The organism is Actinomadura sp. NPDC049382 (assembly GCF_040677125.1).
GTDB lineage: Bacteria > Actinomycetota > Actinomycetes > Streptosporangiales > Streptosporangiaceae > Spirillospora > Spirillospora geliboluensis.
The window spans coordinates 67,789-83,995 of sequence record NZ_JBFARO010000022.1 but is presented as its reverse complement, the minus strand read 5'-3'; the positions used below and the strand labels follow the sequence as shown (position 1 = coordinate 83,995).

The 16,207-nt window shown below is 72.3% G+C and carries 21 protein-coding genes; 11 read left to right on the top strand and 10 right to left on the bottom strand.

The annotated features are described in order from the left end of the window. Together AB0K34_RS16610 and AB0K34_RS16605 are read left to right on the top strand one after the other, a co-directional pair. Entirely contained in the window at positions 1 to 534 is a 534-nt protein-coding gene (locus AB0K34_RS16610) for a sigma-70 family RNA polymerase sigma factor (RefSeq protein ID WP_364549414.1), read from the top strand. Next, positions 531 to 1,505: a CU044_5270 family protein gene (locus AB0K34_RS16605; protein ID WP_364549411.1), complete on the top strand. Its 975-nt coding sequence runs from the start codon at positions 531 to 533 to the stop codon at positions 1,503 to 1,505. The genes AB0K34_RS16610 and AB0K34_RS16605 overlap by 4 nt, the downstream gene beginning before the upstream one ends. 43 nt (positions 1,506 to 1,548) lie before the next feature. Here AB0K34_RS16605 and AB0K34_RS16600 read toward each other — a convergent pair whose 3' ends face one another. Then, on the bottom strand, positions 1,549 to 2,130 hold the full coding sequence (locus AB0K34_RS16600) for a PadR family transcriptional regulator (protein WP_171069021.1): 582 nt from the start codon (positions 2,128 to 2,130) through the stop codon (positions 1,549 to 1,551). A gap of 182 nt (positions 2,131 to 2,312) precedes the next feature. Between AB0K34_RS16600 and AB0K34_RS16595 the strand changes: the two genes are divergently transcribed. Then, entirely contained in the window at positions 2,313 to 2,723 is a 411-nt protein-coding gene (locus AB0K34_RS16595) for a nuclear transport factor 2 family protein (protein WP_364549408.1), read from the top strand. 30 nt (positions 2,724 to 2,753) lie between these two features. Then, complete coding sequence (locus AB0K34_RS16590) at positions 2,754 to 3,182, top strand: hypothetical protein (RefSeq protein WP_138636755.1); 429 nt, start codon at positions 2,754 to 2,756, stop codon at positions 3,180 to 3,182. Here the strand turns inward: AB0K34_RS16590 and AB0K34_RS16585 are convergent. From AB0K34_RS16585 to AB0K34_RS16575, 3 genes are all read right to left on the bottom strand, one after another. Next, a complete protein-coding gene (locus AB0K34_RS16585; protein WP_301173828.1) occupies positions 3,179 to 3,703 on the bottom strand; it encodes a DinB family protein in 525 nt (174 codons plus the stop codon). The genes AB0K34_RS16590 and AB0K34_RS16585 overlap by 4 nt on opposite strands. Continuing rightward, a complete protein-coding gene (locus AB0K34_RS16580) occupies positions 3,700 to 4,209 on the bottom strand; it encodes a GNAT family protein (RefSeq protein ID WP_301173829.1) in 510 nt (169 codons plus the stop codon). The genes AB0K34_RS16585 and AB0K34_RS16580 overlap by 4 nt, the downstream gene beginning before the upstream one ends. Before the next feature lie 63 nt (positions 4,210 to 4,272). After that, on the bottom strand, positions 4,273 to 4,728 hold the full coding sequence (locus tag AB0K34_RS16575) for a MarR family transcriptional regulator (protein ID WP_301173830.1): 456 nt from the start codon (positions 4,726 to 4,728) through the stop codon (positions 4,273 to 4,275). Between the two features lie 88 nt (positions 4,729 to 4,816). Here AB0K34_RS16575 and AB0K34_RS16570 point away from each other — a divergent pair, with 88 nt between their 5' ends. Continuing rightward, positions 4,817 to 5,212: a nuclear transport factor 2 family protein gene (locus tag AB0K34_RS16570; protein WP_301173831.1), complete on the top strand. Its 396-nt coding sequence runs from the start codon at positions 4,817 to 4,819 to the stop codon at positions 5,210 to 5,212. On the opposite strand, the gene AB0K34_RS16565 is transcribed toward AB0K34_RS16570, so the two are convergent. Beyond that, complete coding sequence (locus AB0K34_RS16565; RefSeq protein ID WP_301173832.1) at positions 5,209 to 5,997, bottom strand: SDR family NAD(P)-dependent oxidoreductase; 789 nt, start codon at positions 5,995 to 5,997, stop codon at positions 5,209 to 5,211. The two genes, AB0K34_RS16570 and AB0K34_RS16565, sit on opposite strands and share 4 nt — an antisense overlap. A gap of 39 nt (positions 5,998 to 6,036) precedes the next feature. Further along, positions 6,037 to 6,813 (bottom strand): alpha/beta hydrolase, encoded by a 777-nt coding sequence (locus AB0K34_RS16560; protein WP_301173833.1) that lies wholly within the window; start codon positions 6,811 to 6,813, stop codon positions 6,037 to 6,039. A gap of 102 nt (positions 6,814 to 6,915) precedes the next feature. Here AB0K34_RS16560 and AB0K34_RS16555 point away from each other — a divergent pair, with 102 nt between their 5' ends. Further along, positions 6,916 to 7,770 carry a helix-turn-helix domain-containing protein gene (locus tag AB0K34_RS16555; RefSeq protein WP_138636761.1) on the top strand — a complete coding sequence of 285 codons (855 nt, stop codon included), beginning with the start codon at positions 6,916 to 6,918 and terminating at the stop codon, positions 7,768 to 7,770. Positions 7,771 to 7,786: 16 nt separating this feature from the next. On the opposite strand, the gene AB0K34_RS16550 is transcribed toward AB0K34_RS16555, so the two are convergent. Then, positions 7,787 to 8,920 (bottom strand): class I SAM-dependent methyltransferase, encoded by a 1,134-nt coding sequence (locus AB0K34_RS16550; RefSeq protein ID WP_301173834.1) that lies wholly within the window; start codon positions 8,918 to 8,920, stop codon positions 7,787 to 7,789. Between the two features lie 17 nt (positions 8,921 to 8,937). Between AB0K34_RS16550 and AB0K34_RS16545 the strand changes: the two genes are divergently transcribed. Beyond that, entirely contained in the window at positions 8,938 to 9,318 is a 381-nt protein-coding gene (locus tag AB0K34_RS16545) for a YrdB family protein (protein ID WP_301173835.1), read from the top strand. A 7-nt stretch (positions 9,319 to 9,325) separates the two neighbouring features. Here AB0K34_RS16545 and AB0K34_RS16540 read toward each other — a convergent pair whose 3' ends face one another. Continuing rightward, the gene (locus AB0K34_RS16540) at positions 9,326 to 10,183 is read right to left on the bottom strand and encodes a helix-turn-helix transcriptional regulator (protein ID WP_301173836.1); all 858 of its coding nucleotides are present in this window, start codon (positions 10,181 to 10,183) and stop codon (positions 9,326 to 9,328) included. 95 nt (positions 10,184 to 10,278) lie between these two features. Here AB0K34_RS16540 and AB0K34_RS16535 point away from each other — a divergent pair, with 95 nt between their 5' ends. After that, complete coding sequence (locus AB0K34_RS16535) at positions 10,279 to 11,673, top strand: MFS transporter (protein WP_301173837.1); 1,395 nt, start codon at positions 10,279 to 10,281, stop codon at positions 11,671 to 11,673. Between the two features lie 11 nt (positions 11,674 to 11,684). Then, on the top strand, positions 11,685 to 12,440 hold the full coding sequence (locus AB0K34_RS16530; protein ID WP_301173838.1) for an SDR family oxidoreductase: 756 nt from the start codon (positions 11,685 to 11,687) through the stop codon (positions 12,438 to 12,440). A gap of 62 nt (positions 12,441 to 12,502) precedes the next feature. Here AB0K34_RS16530 and AB0K34_RS16525 read toward each other — a convergent pair whose 3' ends face one another. After that, a complete protein-coding gene (locus tag AB0K34_RS16525; protein WP_138636767.1) occupies positions 12,503 to 12,865 on the bottom strand; it encodes a nuclear transport factor 2 family protein in 363 nt (120 codons plus the stop codon). A 129-nt stretch (positions 12,866 to 12,994) separates the two neighbouring features. Next, entirely contained in the window at positions 12,995 to 14,071 is a 1,077-nt protein-coding gene (locus AB0K34_RS16520) for a hypothetical protein (protein WP_364549396.1), read from the bottom strand. 104 nt (positions 14,072 to 14,175) lie between these two features. On the opposite strand from AB0K34_RS16520, the gene AB0K34_RS16515 reads away from it, so the two are divergent. Continuing rightward, positions 14,176 to 15,648 (top strand): DNA-3-methyladenine glycosylase 2 family protein, encoded by a 1,473-nt coding sequence (locus AB0K34_RS16515; RefSeq protein WP_364549393.1) that lies wholly within the window; start codon positions 14,176 to 14,178, stop codon positions 15,646 to 15,648. An 8-nt stretch (positions 15,649 to 15,656) separates the two neighbouring features. Next, on the top strand, positions 15,657 to 16,169 hold the full coding sequence (locus tag AB0K34_RS16510) for a methylated-DNA--[protein]-cysteine S-methyltransferase (protein WP_301173841.1): 513 nt from the start codon (positions 15,657 to 15,659) through the stop codon (positions 16,167 to 16,169). Positions 16,170 to 16,207 lie beyond the last annotated feature (38 nt).

Genomic DNA, 16,207 nt, shown 5'->3' with positions numbered 1-16,207 from the left:
ATGGATGACCGCGAGGCCAGGTTCGAGGCGATCTACGCCGCGACCTACGAGCCGATCCTGGGATACGTGCTGCGCCGCTGCGCGTCCCCCGACGACGCCGCCGACGTGGTGGCGGAAACGTTCACGATCGCCTGGAGGCGGCTGGACGAGATCCCGTCCGGCGGCAGGGCGCGGTTGTGGCTGTACGGAGTCGCGCGCCGGGTGCTGGCCAACCACCGGCGGGGCGAGGCGCAGCGACGCCGCCGGACCACGGGCCTGCGCGACGAGATCGCGGCGGTCGAGACCGATCCGGTGGAGGCGTCGGCGATCGCCGCGGCGTTCCGCCGGCTGTCCGACGACGACCGCGAGCTGCTCGGGCTCGTCGCTTGGGAGGGGCTGGACCATGCCGCCATCGCGGCGGTCCTCGGCTGCTCGGCGGGCGCCGCGCGCGTCCGGCTGCATCGGGCGCGCAAACGCTTCGATCGCGCGCTGCGCTCCGATGCCAGGCCCGCGGCCGCGCCGCGTCCCATCACCGAACGGAGGTCTCTGACATGAAGCTCCACTCCACCGACGAGCTGGTCCGGTCGATGGCGCGCGTCCGCGACGAGTCCCTGGCGGGGGTCGCCGACCGGCCGGCCGCGCGGAGCCTGATGGAGGACGTCATCCGTGCCGAGACCGGCCCGCAGCCGAGGGCGGTGAAGCCGGCGCGCTTCCGGATGGGCGCGCGGCTCGCCGCGGTCGGGGCGCTGGCGGCGGTCGCCGTGGCCGGGGTCACCCTGCGCGGGGCGGACGACCCCGGAGGGCAGGGTGCGCCGCCCGCGCGGATCGCGCTCGGTACTCCGGCCGAGGCGGCGCACGTCCTCGACCGGGCCGCGGCCGTCGCCGTGACCAGGCCGTCCGCGGAGGCCGCGCCGCGCCAGTGGGTCTACACGAAGATGCGGCTGACGTCGTCGGCGAAGCCCGCGGGGATCGTCATCGGGGGCCCGTACAAGACCGACACCTGGGAGGTGTGGCGCCGCGGAGACGGCAAGCAGTACGCCGCCTACCAGGACGGCAGGCTGAGGGCCGGGCACGAGCTGGTGTCCTCGGCCGTCGCGAGCAGGTTCGAGCCGCTGCCCGGCGATCCCGCTGCGCTGCTGCGGAAGGTCCGTGGCGAGGGCGGCGACCAGATGGCCTTCGAAACGCTGGTCACGATCCTGCGCGACAGCTCCCACTCCCCGGAGACCGAGGCGGCGATCTTCCGGGCGATCAAGCTGATCCCGGGGGTGACGCCGGTGGAGGGCGAGGTCGAGATCGCCGGCCGCCCGGCGATCGCCTTGGGCCTGACGGTCGAAGGGTGGCTGCACGAAGAGGTGCTGCTCGATCCGAAGACGTACGCCTACCTCGGGGAACGCGCGATCGCCGTCAAGACCCGAACGTTCGCGTCGGAGGGCGGGCCCGCGGTCACGGTGAAGGCGGGGACGCTGCAGCGCCTCATGGTGCGCGTCGCCATCGGGGTCGTCGGGAAGTCGGGCGAGCGCCCCTGACACTCGGCGCGGCCCCGCCGCCGGGCGGGGCCGCCGCCGCGCGCTAGGTGTCGAGGCCGGACGGGCAGGGCGCGGGGGTGCGGCGGGTGAGGATGGCGAGGGCCTGTTCGCACCAGCGGAGGTTCTCGCGTTCGAAGGCCAGGCCGCGCATCAGGGTGAGATAGGGGCCGATGCGGTCGGCGGTGGCGAGGTGCTCTTCCTCGGTGCGGCCGTCCAGGAGGCGGGCGCGGAGGCGTTCGAAGCGGGCGACCTTGGATTCGGCCCAGGTCATGCGTTCGCGGATGGCGTTCATGACGGCGCGGACGTCGCCCGCGTCCACCGCCTGCACCTGGACCATCAGCTCCTCGCGGATCGCGCCGGGGCGCGGCGGGGTGGCGGTGAAGTCGTGGAGCGCGCGGCGGCCGGCGGCGGTGAGGGAGTAGAGGCGCTTGTTGGGGCGGCGCTCCTGCTGGACGACGCGCGCCCGGATCAGGCCCTCGCCCGCCATCTTGTCCAGTTCCCGGTAGAGCTGCTGCGGGGTGGCCATCCAGAAGTTGGCCACCCCGGCGTCGAAGCTCTTCGCCAGGTCATATCCCGATGCCTCGCCCTCCAGGAGCGTGGCCAGGACCGCGTTGCGCAGCGACATGGGTCCGAGCGTAGCGGCGGCGCGGAGCGCGGGTTTCCGGTGGTCGCGGGTGTGCTCGCCGGGGGGCATGGCCGGGACGCGCTGTGATCTGCGTCATCGGTGCGGGCTCTGGACGAGTGGTCGAGTGCGCGATTAGTGTCATCCGCACCTAGTCAACTAGTTTCCTATCGGGGGGCGCTCCCATGCATCCGTTCCGCCGGGCCGTGGAGGCCGGTGACATCGCCGCGCTGGAGTCGTTGTTCGCGGAGGACGCCGTGTTCACGAGTCCGGTCGTGTTCAAGCCGTACGCGGGGAAGGCGATCACCGCGGCGATCGTGCGGGGCGCGGCGCGGGTGTTCCAGGACATCCGCTACGTGCGGGAGATCGTCAGCGCGGACGGCCGCGACCACGCGCTGGTGTTCCAGGCGACGGTGAACGGGCTCCAGGTGCACGGATGCGACTTCCTGCACCTCGACGAGGACGGGCTGATCGACGATCTCACCGTGATGGTGCGGCCGCTGTCGGCGGCGACCGCGCTGGCCGAGGCGATGGGCGCCCAGTTCGACCGGATCCAACAGGAGGCCCTCGGCGCGCAGGCCGTGGAGTCGCCGTAGGAAGTCGGCGGCCGGGGTTACGCTGCGGGCATGCGCGCAGACGAGCGTCCCGCCCGGGTCGAGGACGTGCACGAGCTGGCCGCGGGAATGCCCCATGTCACGATCGCCCATGCGGCGGGCGGCAACCCCGTCTACCAGGTCGGGGGCAGGTCGTTCGTGTTCTTCCGCAACCCGCGCCCCGACGCGGTGGACCCGGGCACGGGCGAGCGGTACCCGGACGTGATCGTGTTCTGGGTGCCGTCCGAGTCCGACAAGCTGGCGCTCGTCCAGGACGAGGCGTCGCCGTTCTTCACGACCCCGCACTTCGACGGCCACCCCTCGGTGCTGCTGCGGGGAAGCCGGATCGGTGAGCTCACATTGCGGGAGCTCACCGAGGTCGTCCAGGACGCGTGGCTCTCGCGGGCTTCGCGGACGCGGGCGCAGAAGTGGCTGCGCGACCATCCGGCCGGGGCGTCCTAGCGGGGTGACACGGCGCGGAGCATCCGGAGTTGGCCGATCTCGGCGGCGTTCTTCATCAGTTCGGCGTTCACCCAGGCGAGGGTGTGGGCGACGGTGAATCCGGAGTCGTCCGGCCAGGGGAAGGGCGCGGGGGCGTCCAGGTCGGCGTCGGTGAGGTGGTCGAGGACGGTCAGCCATTCGCCGCGCAGGGTCCGCAGCCATTCGACGGCTTCGCTCGCGCCCGGCCATGCGATCTCCGTGCGTTCGCGCGGCGTCCGGCCCTGGAGATGGTCGGTGGTGACGCCCCACCACCAGCCGATGTGCCAGCTCAGCCAGGCGATGGTGGGCACGGGGACGGGGTCGGGTTCGGTGTCGGCCCAGTCCGCCGTCCACATTCCGTCGGCGGCTTGACGCATCGTCCAGCAGGTGGAGGCGGGTTCCCACAGGAAGTCCTCGGGGACGAGGCGCTCCAGGTGGTACTCGAACAGCGACCAGGTCAGGTCGAACTGCCAGCGCGGCAGATCGAGCGCGGCGGGGGTCAACGGGCGGGCCGGTCGAAGATGAGTTCGCGGCCGTCCTCTTCGTCCCACTGCTCGCCGATGAAGGTGAAGCCCCGGCCCGCGATCGTGGCGAGGGACGCCTGGTTGTCGGGGCTGATCGTGGCGCGGACGGTGGTGACGGACGGGTCGGCGGCGGCACGCTCCTGGAGGGCGGCGAGCATGGCGCGCGCGTAGCCCTTGCGGCGGTGCGCCGGGTCGACGGAGTAGGCGATCGTGACCGTGCCGTTCTCGGGCGCGCCGTGGAATCCGGCGTGGCCGACGACGTCCCCGTCCGGTTCGGCGACGGCGGCGCGCACGATCCACGGGGCGTGGGACGGGTCGCGCGCGATCTGGTCGAGGCGGAAGCGCCAGAGCGCCTTCGCCTCGTCGGTCGTGAAGTAGCCGGTGAGGGCGATGCCGGCGGCGGCGCTCGCCTTCGCGAGGTCTCCGTCGAGCAGTGCGGTCATCGCGGCGGCCGGCAGTTCGACGAGCCGGATCACGGGTGGCATAGGCGCCTCCTTGAGCGGGGAGGCGCCAAGCCTACGGCCGGGTTTCGGCCGGTCGCGACTGATTTACCGGCCCGGCACGTGGTGGTCGGCGAGGCGGGTGAGCAGGCCGGTGAACTGCTCGCGTTCGGCCGGGGACAGCGGGGCGAGGAGGTCGTCCTGGATGCCGGTGAGCACCTCGTCCAGCTCGCGGAGGTGGCGGGCGCCGGCCGCGGTGAGCGTGATGACGTTGCGGCGCCGGTCGGACGGGTCGGGGGAGCGGTCGACCAGGTCCTTGGCGGCGAGTTCGTTCAGCGCGGCGACGACGTCGCTGCGGTCGATGCCGGTGTGGCGGCCGAGGGCGGCCTGGCTGGCCGGGCCGTATTCGTCGAGGGCGGCGAGCAGCCGGTAGTGGTAGCCGCGGGCGCCGGCGCGGGCGAAGCCGGCGCCGACCAGGCGGTGGCTCTGCGCGGCGACCAGGCTGATCAGCCAGCTCGGGGCGTGCCGGAGGCGGGCGGGCGTCCGGGCGTCGGCCGTCGTCATGCCGTCCAGTCTAGCGGGTTGTTGGGGGCGCCAACGATCGCTATTGTTGGCTTAACCAATGTTGGAGTAACCAATCAATGGAGGGGTCATGGACGACCGTCAGCAGCTCGCCACGCTGGTCAGCCGCCTCGGGCGGTGGCTGGACGACAAGAGCCCCGGCGACGGGCGCGCCCTCTTCACCGAGGACGCGGAGGCGCACACCCTCGGCGGCGTCTCCAAGGGCATCGACGCCCTCGTCGCGCAGGCGCGCCGCAACCACGAGGTGCCGACCCAGCACTTCATCACCGATCCGCTCGTCGACCTCGACGGAGACTGCGCAACGGTCAGCGCGAACCTCCTCGTCGTCTTCGTTCGCGAGAACGGGCCGCGCATGCTGGGCGAGCGCTACGAGCTGGAGGCCGTCCGGACGCGGGACGGCTGGCGCATCTCCCGCGTCCAGGTCCGTCCGATCTGGGAGATCGAGCACGCCCTGTCCCCGAGCTAGGGGGACGTGAGGTCGTCTGAGAGGGCGCGTAGGCGGGCGCGGGCTTCGGGGTCGTATGCCTGCTCGTCCGCGCGAGCCTCTTGGAGGCCGTCGAAGAAGCGGCCGGAGACGCCGTCCAGTGCCGGATCGGTGACGAGGCGATGCGTCGCCTCCACGCCCTCCTCCAGCGTGCTGACCGGAGACGGGACCATCTTGGTCGGCATGAACGTGGCCGGGTGCAGGGCGTTCGCGGTGACGCCCGTCCCGGCCAGCTCGTCGGCGAGGTCGATGGTGAACAGGACCTGGGCGAGCTTGCTCTGGCAGTACGCCCCGAAGCTCCGGTAGCGGCGGGTGAGCATGACGTCGTCGAAGTCGATCGCCTGCTGGCCGATGCTGCTGACGTTCACGACGCGGGCCGGCGCCGACGCGACCAGGGTCGGCAGCAGCAGCCGGGTCAGCAGGTAGCCGGACAGGTAGTTCACCGCGAACGTCAGCTCGTGGCCGTCCGCGCTCGCCTGCCACGAGTCGGGCCCGCCGATGCCCGCGTTGTTGACCAGCACGTCCAGGCGCGGGTGGTCGGCGCGGACGGCCTCGGCGAGCGCGCGCGTCTCGGCGAGCGACGACAGGTCCGCCCGGTACCAGGACGCCCGGCCGCCGATCTCCTGCAGGGTCGCCTTGCCGCGCTGGTCGTCCCGCCCGTGGACGAGCACCGTCGCGCCTTCGGCGGCCAGCCGGGCGGCCAGGGCGCGACCGAGGCCGTCGGTCGCGCCCGTGATGAGGATGGTCTGCTGATCGATGGGACGCATGTTCCCCATCGTGCTCGGTGGAGCGGGGCGGCAATCCCGTTAGGGGCGGTCGAGGAAGTCCTGGACGAGCTTCACGAACTCGTGCGGCCGCTCCATCATGACGACGTGCCCGGTGTCCAGCTCGGTGTACTCGCTGCCCGCGATGCCGGCCGCCAGTTCCCGGTGGTTCTCGACCGGAATCGTCTGGTCCGCGGTGCAGCCGATCACCAGCGTCGGCGCCTCGATCTTCGGGAGCAGCTCCCGGATGTCGACCCGCCGGACGAGGTCCAGCTGGCGCAGCATGCCGTCCGTGGGGCGCATGAAGCCGTGGAGCTGCTCGGCCCCCTCCGTCCCGATCGCGTTCAGGAAGGCGCGGCTCGCGGAGGTGACCGTCCCGAGCCTGGCGAAGCCCTCGGGGCTGCCGGTGAGCGTGAGCCACAGCGTGATCAGCTGCCGGACGTACTCGTCCTCGCTGTGCGCGAACCCCGCGACGGGGATCAGCCGCCGGACGAGGTCGGGGCGCAGCGCGGCCGCGGCGGCGGCCGTCGGCGCGCCCAGCGAGAAGCCCAGCAGGTCCACCGGGCCGGTGCCGAGATCCTCGATCACGGCGATGACCTGGTGCGCGAGCGCCTCGATGGTGATCGGCGAGCCGTCGTCTTCGGCGGGATCGGACCCGGCCAGGTCGGGCAGGACCACGGTGCGCCCGCCGGTGAAGCGGTCGGTGAGCATGTCCCACATGGCCGAGCCGGGGCCCACGCCGTGGACGAGGACGAGGGCGGGGCCGGAGCCCTCCGTGCGGTAGGCGATGCGAGCGTTTCCAACGGTCAGGTTCGTCATGCCCCCGACCCTGCCGCCGTACGGCCCGGATGAGGAGCGGACCGTTCTGACTAGGACAAGCGGTCCCAGGCTCGGGCGGGGCCGAGCGGGGACCATGGAGGCATGGACATGAACCGGCGCGACCTCGCCGACTTCCTCCGCCGCTCCCGGGAGCGGCTGCGGCCGCGGGACGTCGGCCTGGCGGAGGGGCCGCGGCGGCGCACGCCGGGGCTGCGCCGCGAGGAGGTGTCGCAGCTCGCGGGCATGTCCGCGGACTACTACATGCGCCTTGAGCAGGCCCGCAGCCCGCAGCCGTCCACCCAGCTCCTCGCCGCGCTCGCCCGCGCGCTGCGGCTGACCGCGGACGAGCGCGACCACCTGTACGTCCTCGCCGGGCACCGGCCGCCCGCCGGGCCCTTCGCCGGCGAGCACGTCCGGCCGGGCCTGCTGTACCTCCTCGACCGGCTGACCGAGACGCCCGCGCAGATCCTCGGCGACCTCGGCGACCTGCTCGCGCAGAACGCCCTGTCCGAGGCCCTGTTCGGCTGCGTCTGCACCGTGGACGGGCCCGACCGCAACATCGTCTGGCGGTGGTTCACCGACCCGTTCGTCCGGGAGGCGTACCCGCCGGAGGAGCGCGACCACTACAGCCGCCTGCACGTCGCCGACCTGCGGGCCGCCGTCGCGCGGCGCGGCGCCGACGAGGCGGCGCGGGCCGTCGTGCGGCGGCTCCGCGCGGCCAGCGACGAGTTCGCCGGGCTGTGGGATCTGCACGAGGTCGCCGTCCGCCGCACGAGCCGGATGAGGGTGGTGCATCCGCAGGTCGGGCCGATCGAGTTCGACGCGGAGGTCCTGCTCACGCCGGCCGAGGACCAGCGCCTCGTCGCCTTCACCCCGCCGCCCGGCAGTTCCACGGCCGACGCCCTCGCGCTGCTGCGCGTCATCGGCCCCGAGACCGCCCACCGCAGCCACATCTGAGGCCGCGGTGGGCGGGTCACGCGGGGGCGCGGCGCAGCCGCCAGAGGGACGTCGTCTCGGCGGCGCGGGCCGCGTGGAGCGGGTCGTCGGGGTCGGCGGCGCGCGGATGGACGGGCCTGGTGTCGAGCTTCCCGGCCACCTCCAGACCGGACGCGTCGAACAGCGCGCGGAGGTCGTCGCGGGTGCGGAGCCCGAGGTGTTCGGCCAGGTCGGACAGGATCAGCCAGCCTTCGCCGCCGGGTTCGAGATGGCCGGCGAGGCCGGTGAGGAAGCCGCGCAGCATCCGCCCGCCCGGGTCGTAGACGGCGTGTTCCAGGGGCGAGCTGGGCTTGGCGGGCACCCAGGGCGGGTTGCACACGATGAGCCCGGCCCGTCCTGCCGGGAAAAGGTCGGCTCGGACGACCTCGACCTGCTTCCCGACGTCCAGACGGTCGACGTTCTCCTGGGCGCAGGCAAGCGCGCGCGGGTCGAGGTCAGTGGCGACGACGTGCTCCACACCGCGACGGGCTAGAACCGCCGCCAGGACACCTGTGCCGGTGCCTATGTCGAACGCCGTCTTGGTGGACGGGAGCGGCGCTTCGTTGACGAGGTCGACGTACTCCCCTCTGACCGGTGAGAAGACGCCGTAGTGCGGGTGTATCCGGTCGCCGCCCAGCGCTGGGATGGGCACGCCCTTCACACGCCATTCATGTGCGCCGATCAGCCCGAGCAACTCGCGCAGTGACGTCACGTAGGACTGGTCGTCCGGCCCGTACGCCTCCGTACAGGCGTCCTGGACGGACGGTGCGCGACGCAGCGGGATCACGTGTCCCGGGTCGAACGGTATGAGCAGCATGCCCAGCGTCCGCGCGCGCTGGGCCCGTGCCTGGCGGTACAGGTGAAATGCCTGGACCTGGGACGGTTCCGGCTTGCGCCTGGCCCGGCGCGGCGGCCGGTCGATCCGGCGCGCCATCGCGGTGAGGAGCTGCCGCGCGTTCTGGAAGTCGCCGCGCCACAGCAGGGCGGTGCCTTCGCAGGCCAGCCGGTAGGCGTCGTCCGCGCGGGTCTCGTCGTCCGCGACCACGACGCGGCGCGGCGGCGGCGCGCCGCTCTCCGACCGCCAGCGGACGCGATGGTCCCGGCCGTCCTCCCGCCAGGAGATCTCGTCCACACCTGTACGGTATCGGCGTGCGTCTTCCTGGGCCATTTCATGTGCTGAACGAGGGGCTCGCCTTCGTCCTGGAGGTCGCGGCCATCGTCGCGCTGGCCTGGTGGGGTTTCACCACGGGCGGCAACGTCGTCGTCAACATCGCCTTGGGAATCGGGACGCCGGTGGGCGCGATGGTCCTGTGGGGCTTGTTTGCTGCGCCGCGCGCCCGGTTCAAGGTCGCGCTGCCGTTTGTCCTTCTGGTCAAGGCCATCGTCTTCGGTGCGGGTGCCCTGGCGTTCTATGGCGTGGACCATGCGACGTTGGCCATCGTGTTCGCCGTTATAGCCGTCCTCAACACCGTGCTGGCCACGCTGGACCGCGAAGCCCACTTCCGTACGGCGGCCGATCAAGGCTCCTAGGCGACGCCTAGGCGAGGTCGGCGCTGGAGCGGCAGGTGGACCTCTCGGCGAGCCTGTGCAGGGCGGCCTCCGACGGCGACCCCGGTTCGGCCGCGTAGAGCATCAGGCGGCTCAGGTCCGGGTCGCCCGGCAGGTGCAAGGTCTCGAACGGCAGGACGAGCCGTCCGACCTCCGGGTGGTCGATACGGGCCTCGCCGTGCGTCAGGTCCGATACGTGGTGCGCCGACCACATCTGGTGGAAATCAGGGCTCCGCTCCCGCAGGCACTCGATGACCGCGCGCAGGTTCGGGTCGTCCGGGTCCTGGCCGGAACGGAACCGAAGGTAGGCGGCGTTGCGCCGGGCAACGGTCGGCCAGTTGTCGCCCAGCCGCGCCTTGTAGTCGGGGTTGAGGTGGATCTGGTGCGACCAGGTCCGCTCGTCCGGCGGGACGCTCGCCAGGTCGACGAACACGGCGGCGGTGAGCCGGTTCCACGCGACCACGTTCGTGTAGTGCCCGACCACGTACGCGGGCGCGTGGGTGAACGAGTCGAGCAGGTGCTGCAGGGGAGCCCGCAGGCGCGGCGGCGCGGTGATGGGCGCGCGGCGCGGCGGGTGCGCGAGGCGGTGCAGGTGGTCGTGCTCGTCACCGTCGAGCCGCAGCGCCCGGGAGATCGCGTCCAGGACGTCGGTGGACACGCCGTCGGCCGTCCCCTGCTCCAGCCGGATGTAGTACGCGACGCTGACGCCGGCGAGCTGCGCCAGCTCCTCGCGCCGCAGGCCGGGCACGCGGCGCCGTGTCCCGTAGGAGGGCAGGCCGGCGTCCTCGGGGCGCAGCCGCGCACGCCGCGACTTGAGGAACTCGCCCAGCTCGCCGTTCCGTGCCATGCCGCAGAGGCTATCCAGCCCGGAGCCTGCTACTGGGAGTGGTACGAACGAGCGGGGTCTGGGTAGGCGCGCCCAACGCAGCGATGGTCTCCTGCATGACCGCATTGACCACCGCCGTGTCCGCTCCTGAGCGGATGTCGTCGCGGCACAAGCTGATCCTGACTCTTCTTCTCGGCGCGCAGTTCATGCTCGCCATCGACTTCTCCATCCTCAACGTGGCGCTGCCGGTCGTCGGCAAGGGCCTGGGCTTCGGGCTGGACGAGCTGCAGTGGATCGCCACGGCGTTCGCCCTTCCCGCCGCCGGATTCACGCTGCTGTTCGGCCGTGTGGCCGACCTGTTCGGACGCCGCCGGATGCTGCTCGCGGGCATGGCGCTCTTGGCCGGAGGGTCGCTGATCGGCGGGATGGCCACGTCACCGGCGATGCTGCTCACGGGCCGGGTTCTGCAGGGGCTCGCCACGGCGATCGCCACACCGGCGGCCCTGTCACTGATCACGACGTCCTTCCCGGAGGGCCCGCTCCGGACCCGCGCGCTCGGGCTCAGCGGCGCCCTCATGTCCGCCGGGTTCACGGTCGGCGCGATCCTCGGCGGCGTCCTCACCGACCTGCTGAGCTGGCGCTGGGCGTTCCTGGTCAACGTCCCGGTGGCGGTGCTGATCCTCGCGGTCACGCCCGCCGTCATTGCGGAGAGCCGCTCCCGGGACGGGGCGAGCCTGGACGTTCCGGGCGCGGTGACCGTGACCGGCGGGCTGCTCGCCCTGGTCTACGGGATCACCTCCGCCGGGTCGGCCGGCTGGAGTTCGCCGCCCGCGCTCGGCGCCCTCGCCGCCGCCGTGCTGCTGCTGGCCGCGTTCGTGCTGGTCGAGCGGCGCTCACCCGCCCCGCTCGCGCCGCTGCGCGTGCTGACCCGCCGGACGGTCGCCTGGGGCAACGTGGCCGGGTTCGTCGCGTTCGCCACCGAGACGTCGCTGGTGTTCCTGATGACCCTGTACCTGCAGAAGGTCCTGGACTTCACGGCACTCACGACCGGGCTCGCGCTCGGCGTCCTCGGCGCCGGGACGTTCGCCGGCGGCGTCGCCGCGCCCCGGATCATGGGCCGGCTCGGCGGCCGGGGGACGCTGGTCGCCGGGCTCGTCCTGCAGGCCGCCGCGACCGCCGCGCTGCTCGGCCTCGGGGAGTCGCGCGGCTCCCTCGGGCTGCTGCTCGCCGCGACCGCGATCGGCGGTTTCGGGAATCTCGTCGCGATCGTCGCGTTCATGGGGACCGCGACGTCCGGGCTGCCGGACGGCGAGCAGGGCCTCGCGACCGGCCTCGCCACGATGACGCAGCAGGTCGCCATCACCCTCGGCATCCCGGTGATGAGCGCGGTGGCCACGGCGAACGCGTCCGTCCTCGGCGGGCTCCACCTCGCGACCGCGGTGAACGCCCTGATCGCCCTCGCGGGCGCGGCCCTCGTCGGGTCGTTCCTGCGCCGCTCCGGCGACCGGTGAAGGAGACCGCCATGGACCTCGAACTCGACGGCAGGGTGTACATCGTGACGGGCGCGTCCGCCGGGATCGGCGCGGCCGCCGCCCGGCTGCTCGCCGAGGAGGGCGCGCATGTCGTCGGCGTCGCGCGCTCGTCCGCCGACGTGGCCGCCGACCTCACCGACCCCGCCGCCGCGCAGCGCGTCGTCGACGCCGCCCTGGCGCGCCACGGGCGGCTGGACGGCCTGGTCAACAACGCCGGCGCCCTCGAATCCCGGATCGGCTTCCTCGACGTGACCGACGATCAGTGGCACGCGACGTTCGAGCTGAACTTCCATGCCGCCGTGCGCATGGCCCGCGCCGCGCTGCCGGCCTTGATCGACCAGGGAGCGGGGAGCATCGTGCACGTTTCCAGCGAAGCCGGGCGGTTCCCTGACACGCCGCTGGTGGACTACGCCGCGTCCAAGACGGCCCTTCTGTCGGTGTCCAAGACGCTGGCGGGGGAGTTCGGCCGCTGTGGCATCCGCTCCAACGTCGTCACGCCCGGCCCCACACGGACACGGTTGTGGGACGAGCCCGGAGGGTTCGCCGAGCAACTGGCCGCCCAGTACGACCTTCCGGTGGAGGAGGCGATCGAGCGGTTCGTCCACGAGGAACGGCGGCTCCCAACAGGACGTCTTGGCACGCCCCAGGACGTCGCCCGTGTCATCGCCTACCTGCTGTCCCCACTGGCCGTTCAGGTCACGGGCGCCGAATGGACGGTGGACGGAGGAGCACTACGCCAGATCTGAGGGGCCAGATACCGCGTGCCGGACGCCGCGCAGGCGTCCGGCACCTCCCCGCTCACTCGCCTTCAGGCCGGGACCATGTCGAGGAACCCGGTCACCCGCTCGAACCGGCCGTCGTCCCCGAAGACCGCCACGTCGAAGCCGGCGGCGATCGCCTCCCCGCCCTCGGGGCCGAGCTCCCAGGTGAAGCGGGCCACGTTGTGGTGGGCGTCCACGGTGCCAGCCGGACGGAACACCAGGCCGGGGAACTGCTGCTGCGCGGCGCCGATGAACGCGTCGATGGCGTCCCGGCCCTCGGCCGCGCCGAGCGGGTCCACGTAGACCGGGTTCTCCGTCCACAGTTCGTCGATCGCGGCGCGGCGCGCGGCCGGGTCCTTCTCGTTCCAGATCGCCAGGTACCGCTCGACCCGCTGCTGAACGTCGTTCATGTCATGACTCCCGTCTGATCGACCGGGTTCGTCTCCCGGTGCCCCTCACGCTGCCAGCGCCCCGGCGGAAGATCGATTACTTGGGACGTCATGTACCTGCGACGTCATGCCCGTCCGGCGCCCCGTCCCTCACTCGACGGTGATCGCGGCGACGGCGGCGCGGGCGAGGCGCTCGGCCTCCTGGACGGCCTCGTCACGGGAGTCCCGCTTCTCCGGGGGCGCGTAGACGAGCCAAGCGACGACGTTGGCTTTGCGCGCGGAGACCTGGATCTGGTGGACGCGGGTGCCGTCCTGGTAGGCGGCCGTGACGATCGTGGCCTCGTCGCCGATGCCCGGCAGTTTGCGGGCGCCCTCATCGTCGAGCGTGGGCCCGCCAGGTCCTTCACGGAACCGCTCCTCGGCGCGCTCTATCCCGCCGTCCATGCCAATGGCGTACCTGAAGAGCGTGTACTTGAGCGACAGCGAATCGCCGAACCGGCACTTCTCTTCGTCGTCGTTCGGAAGCCGCTGAGGTGCCTGCTTGGGGAACATCACCTTGGCGGTGGGCTCGATCACGTGGCACGCGTTGGGAAGGCGCACCGCCTCCTCGCGTCCGGGCCAGGAGGAGTGGTGCCAGACCGGATCGAAGGCCACGAAGAGGGCCGTCCATGCCGCGAGAATCGCCAGATGGGTGAAGGCGTAGCGCCACGTCAGGAGCGACCGTCCGCGCACCGCGCCGGTCCCGGCCCGGCGGGACAGGTCGGCCAGGGCGGCGTCGAACTCGCGATCATGCCCGAAGCGCAGCCGGACGGGCGCCGCCAGGGTCACCTCGGTGGAGCCGTCGGCCGCCACCACCGACTCCGTCCACAGGCGGCGGCGCAGCTCAAGCCGCTCGATGCCGTCCCAGGTCAGTGACTTCTCCCCGACCGGGTCGTCCTTGCTGCGCAGCCCGCGCGGATCGAGCGTCACCCGGCCCACCGCGAGCGGTATCGCGCGCCCGGCGGCGGCCAGTCCCATGAAGGCGATGCACAGGCTGGGGACGAAAACCTCGATCGTGAACAGATATACCGCGATGCCGACGAGCAGGGCGCCGAACACGATCAGCGCACGGGCCGCGTAGCGGAGCGTGCGCGGCGGCCTCAGCACCACCTCGCCGGATGCGGCGGATCCCGCTGATCCGTCGGCGTCGTGGGACGGTAACAAGCCGCCGTCGGGCTGGTTCTCCATGGGTTCCCCTCGCCGGTGCCGGTCGGGGGACGATCGTAGTACCGGTGATGATGATGTCGTTTTCTCGCTAGTGAGGGCGTATCGCCATCGGTGATGCTGGAGGCATGCACGATGACGTGGAGAGGTGCGTGCGGGCCGTCCAGTCGAAGGACGCCCGCTTCGACGGGTGGTTCTTCACCGGGGTGGTGACCACCGGGATCTACTGCCGGCCAAGCTGCCCGGTCGTCCCGCCCAAGCCCGAGAACATGCGCTTCTACCCCAGTGCGGCCGCGGCCCAGCAGGCCGGTTTCCGGGCCTGCAAGCGCTGCCGGCCCGACACCTCCCCCGGCTCGCCCGAGTGGAACCACAGGGCGGACGTCGTCGCACGGGCCATGCGCCTCATCGCGGACGGTGTCGTCGACCGGGAGGGCGTGCCGGGCCTTGCCGGACGCCTCGGCTACAGCACGCGCCAGATAGAGCGGCAGCTCAACGCGGAACTGGGCGCGGGCCCGCTCGCTCTGGCACGAGCCCAGCGCGCCCAGACGGCACGGCTGCTCATCGAAACGACACCCCTGCCGATGGGGGACGTCGCTTTCGCGGCGGGGTTCGCGAGTATCCGCGCCTTCAACGACACCGTGCGCGAGGTGTTCGCGCTTACGCCCACCGCACTGCGCGACCGTGTCGCCAAGGGACATCCTCCTGGCGGGTCAGGCGTTCTCGCTCTGCGGTTGCCGTTCCGTACGCCGCTCTGCCCGGACAACCTGTTCGGCCATCTCACCGCCACCGCGGTGCCAGGCGTCGAGGAATGGCGGGACGGCGCGTTCCGCCGCGCCATGCGCCTGCCCCACGGGCACGGCATCGCGACCCTCCGGCCCCAGCCCGACCATGTCGCCTGCACGCTCAGCCTCAGCGACCTCCGCGACCTGACCATCGCGATCAGCCGCTGCCGCTGGATGCTCGACCTGGACGCCGACCCCGTCGCCGTGGACGACCTGCTCCGCGCCGACCCCGTCCTGGCCCCGCTGGTCGACAAGGCCCCCGGACGGCGCGTCCCCAGGACCGTGGACGGGCCCGAGTTCGCCGTGCGGGCCGTCCTGGGGCAGCAGGTCTCCACGGCCGCCGCCCGCACCCATGCGGGCCGCCTAGTCACCGCCTACGGCGACCCCATAGACGATCCGGGCGGTGGCCTCACGCACCTGTTCCCGACACCGGCCGCACTGGCGCAACTAGACCCGGAGACGCTCGCCTTCCCCAAGACCCGGCGCACCACCCTCACAAACCTTGTCAGTGCGCTCGCGAGCGGCGAGATCGACCTGGGCGTAGGGAGCGACTGGGAAGAGGCCCGCGCGCGCTTGGCCGAGCTACCCGGCTTCGGCCCGTGGACCATCGAGACCATCGCGATGCGTGCTCTCGGTGACCCGGACGCGTTCATCCCCAGCGACCTGGGGGTCCGGGCCGCCGCCAAGTATCTGGACCTTCCCTCGACACCGGCCGCCCTCGCCAAGCGCGCCGCTCCATGGCGTCCTTGGCGCGCCTACGCCGTCCAGTACCTGTGGGCGACGAGCGACCATCCCATCAACCTGCTTCCAGCACACTGAGGAACCTCATGACTTCACACGTCGTCCTGGACAGCCCCGTCGGCCCCCTCACCGTGGTGGCCGTAGACGGTGGCCTGGCCGGGCTCTACATGGAGAAGCAGCGCCACCTTCCGCCTGAAGAGACCTTCGGCGCACCCGGTGACCCTGACGCCGAACCCTTCGCGACCGTCGCCAAGCAGCTCACCGCGTACTTCGCAGGGGAACTGACCGAATTCGACGTCCCGCTCAACCTTCGCGGGACGCCCTTCCAGCAGCGCGTCTGGGCGGCGCTCCAGGAGATCCCCTACGGCCGGACCACGACGTACGGCGAACTCGCCGTCGAGATCGGCAGCCCGTCCGCGTCCCGCGCGGTCGGCCTCGCGAACGGGCGCAATCCGGTCAGCGTCATCGTCCCCTGCCACCGCGTCGTCGGCTCCACCGGCTCCCTCACCGGCTACGGAGGCGGCCTCGACCGCAAGCGCTACCTGCTCGACTTCGAGCGCAGGACGCGCACCGCGGCCGAGGAGGCGACTCTCTTCTGACGCGTTCTGTCAGACCCGGCGGCTACCGTGCAGGGCGT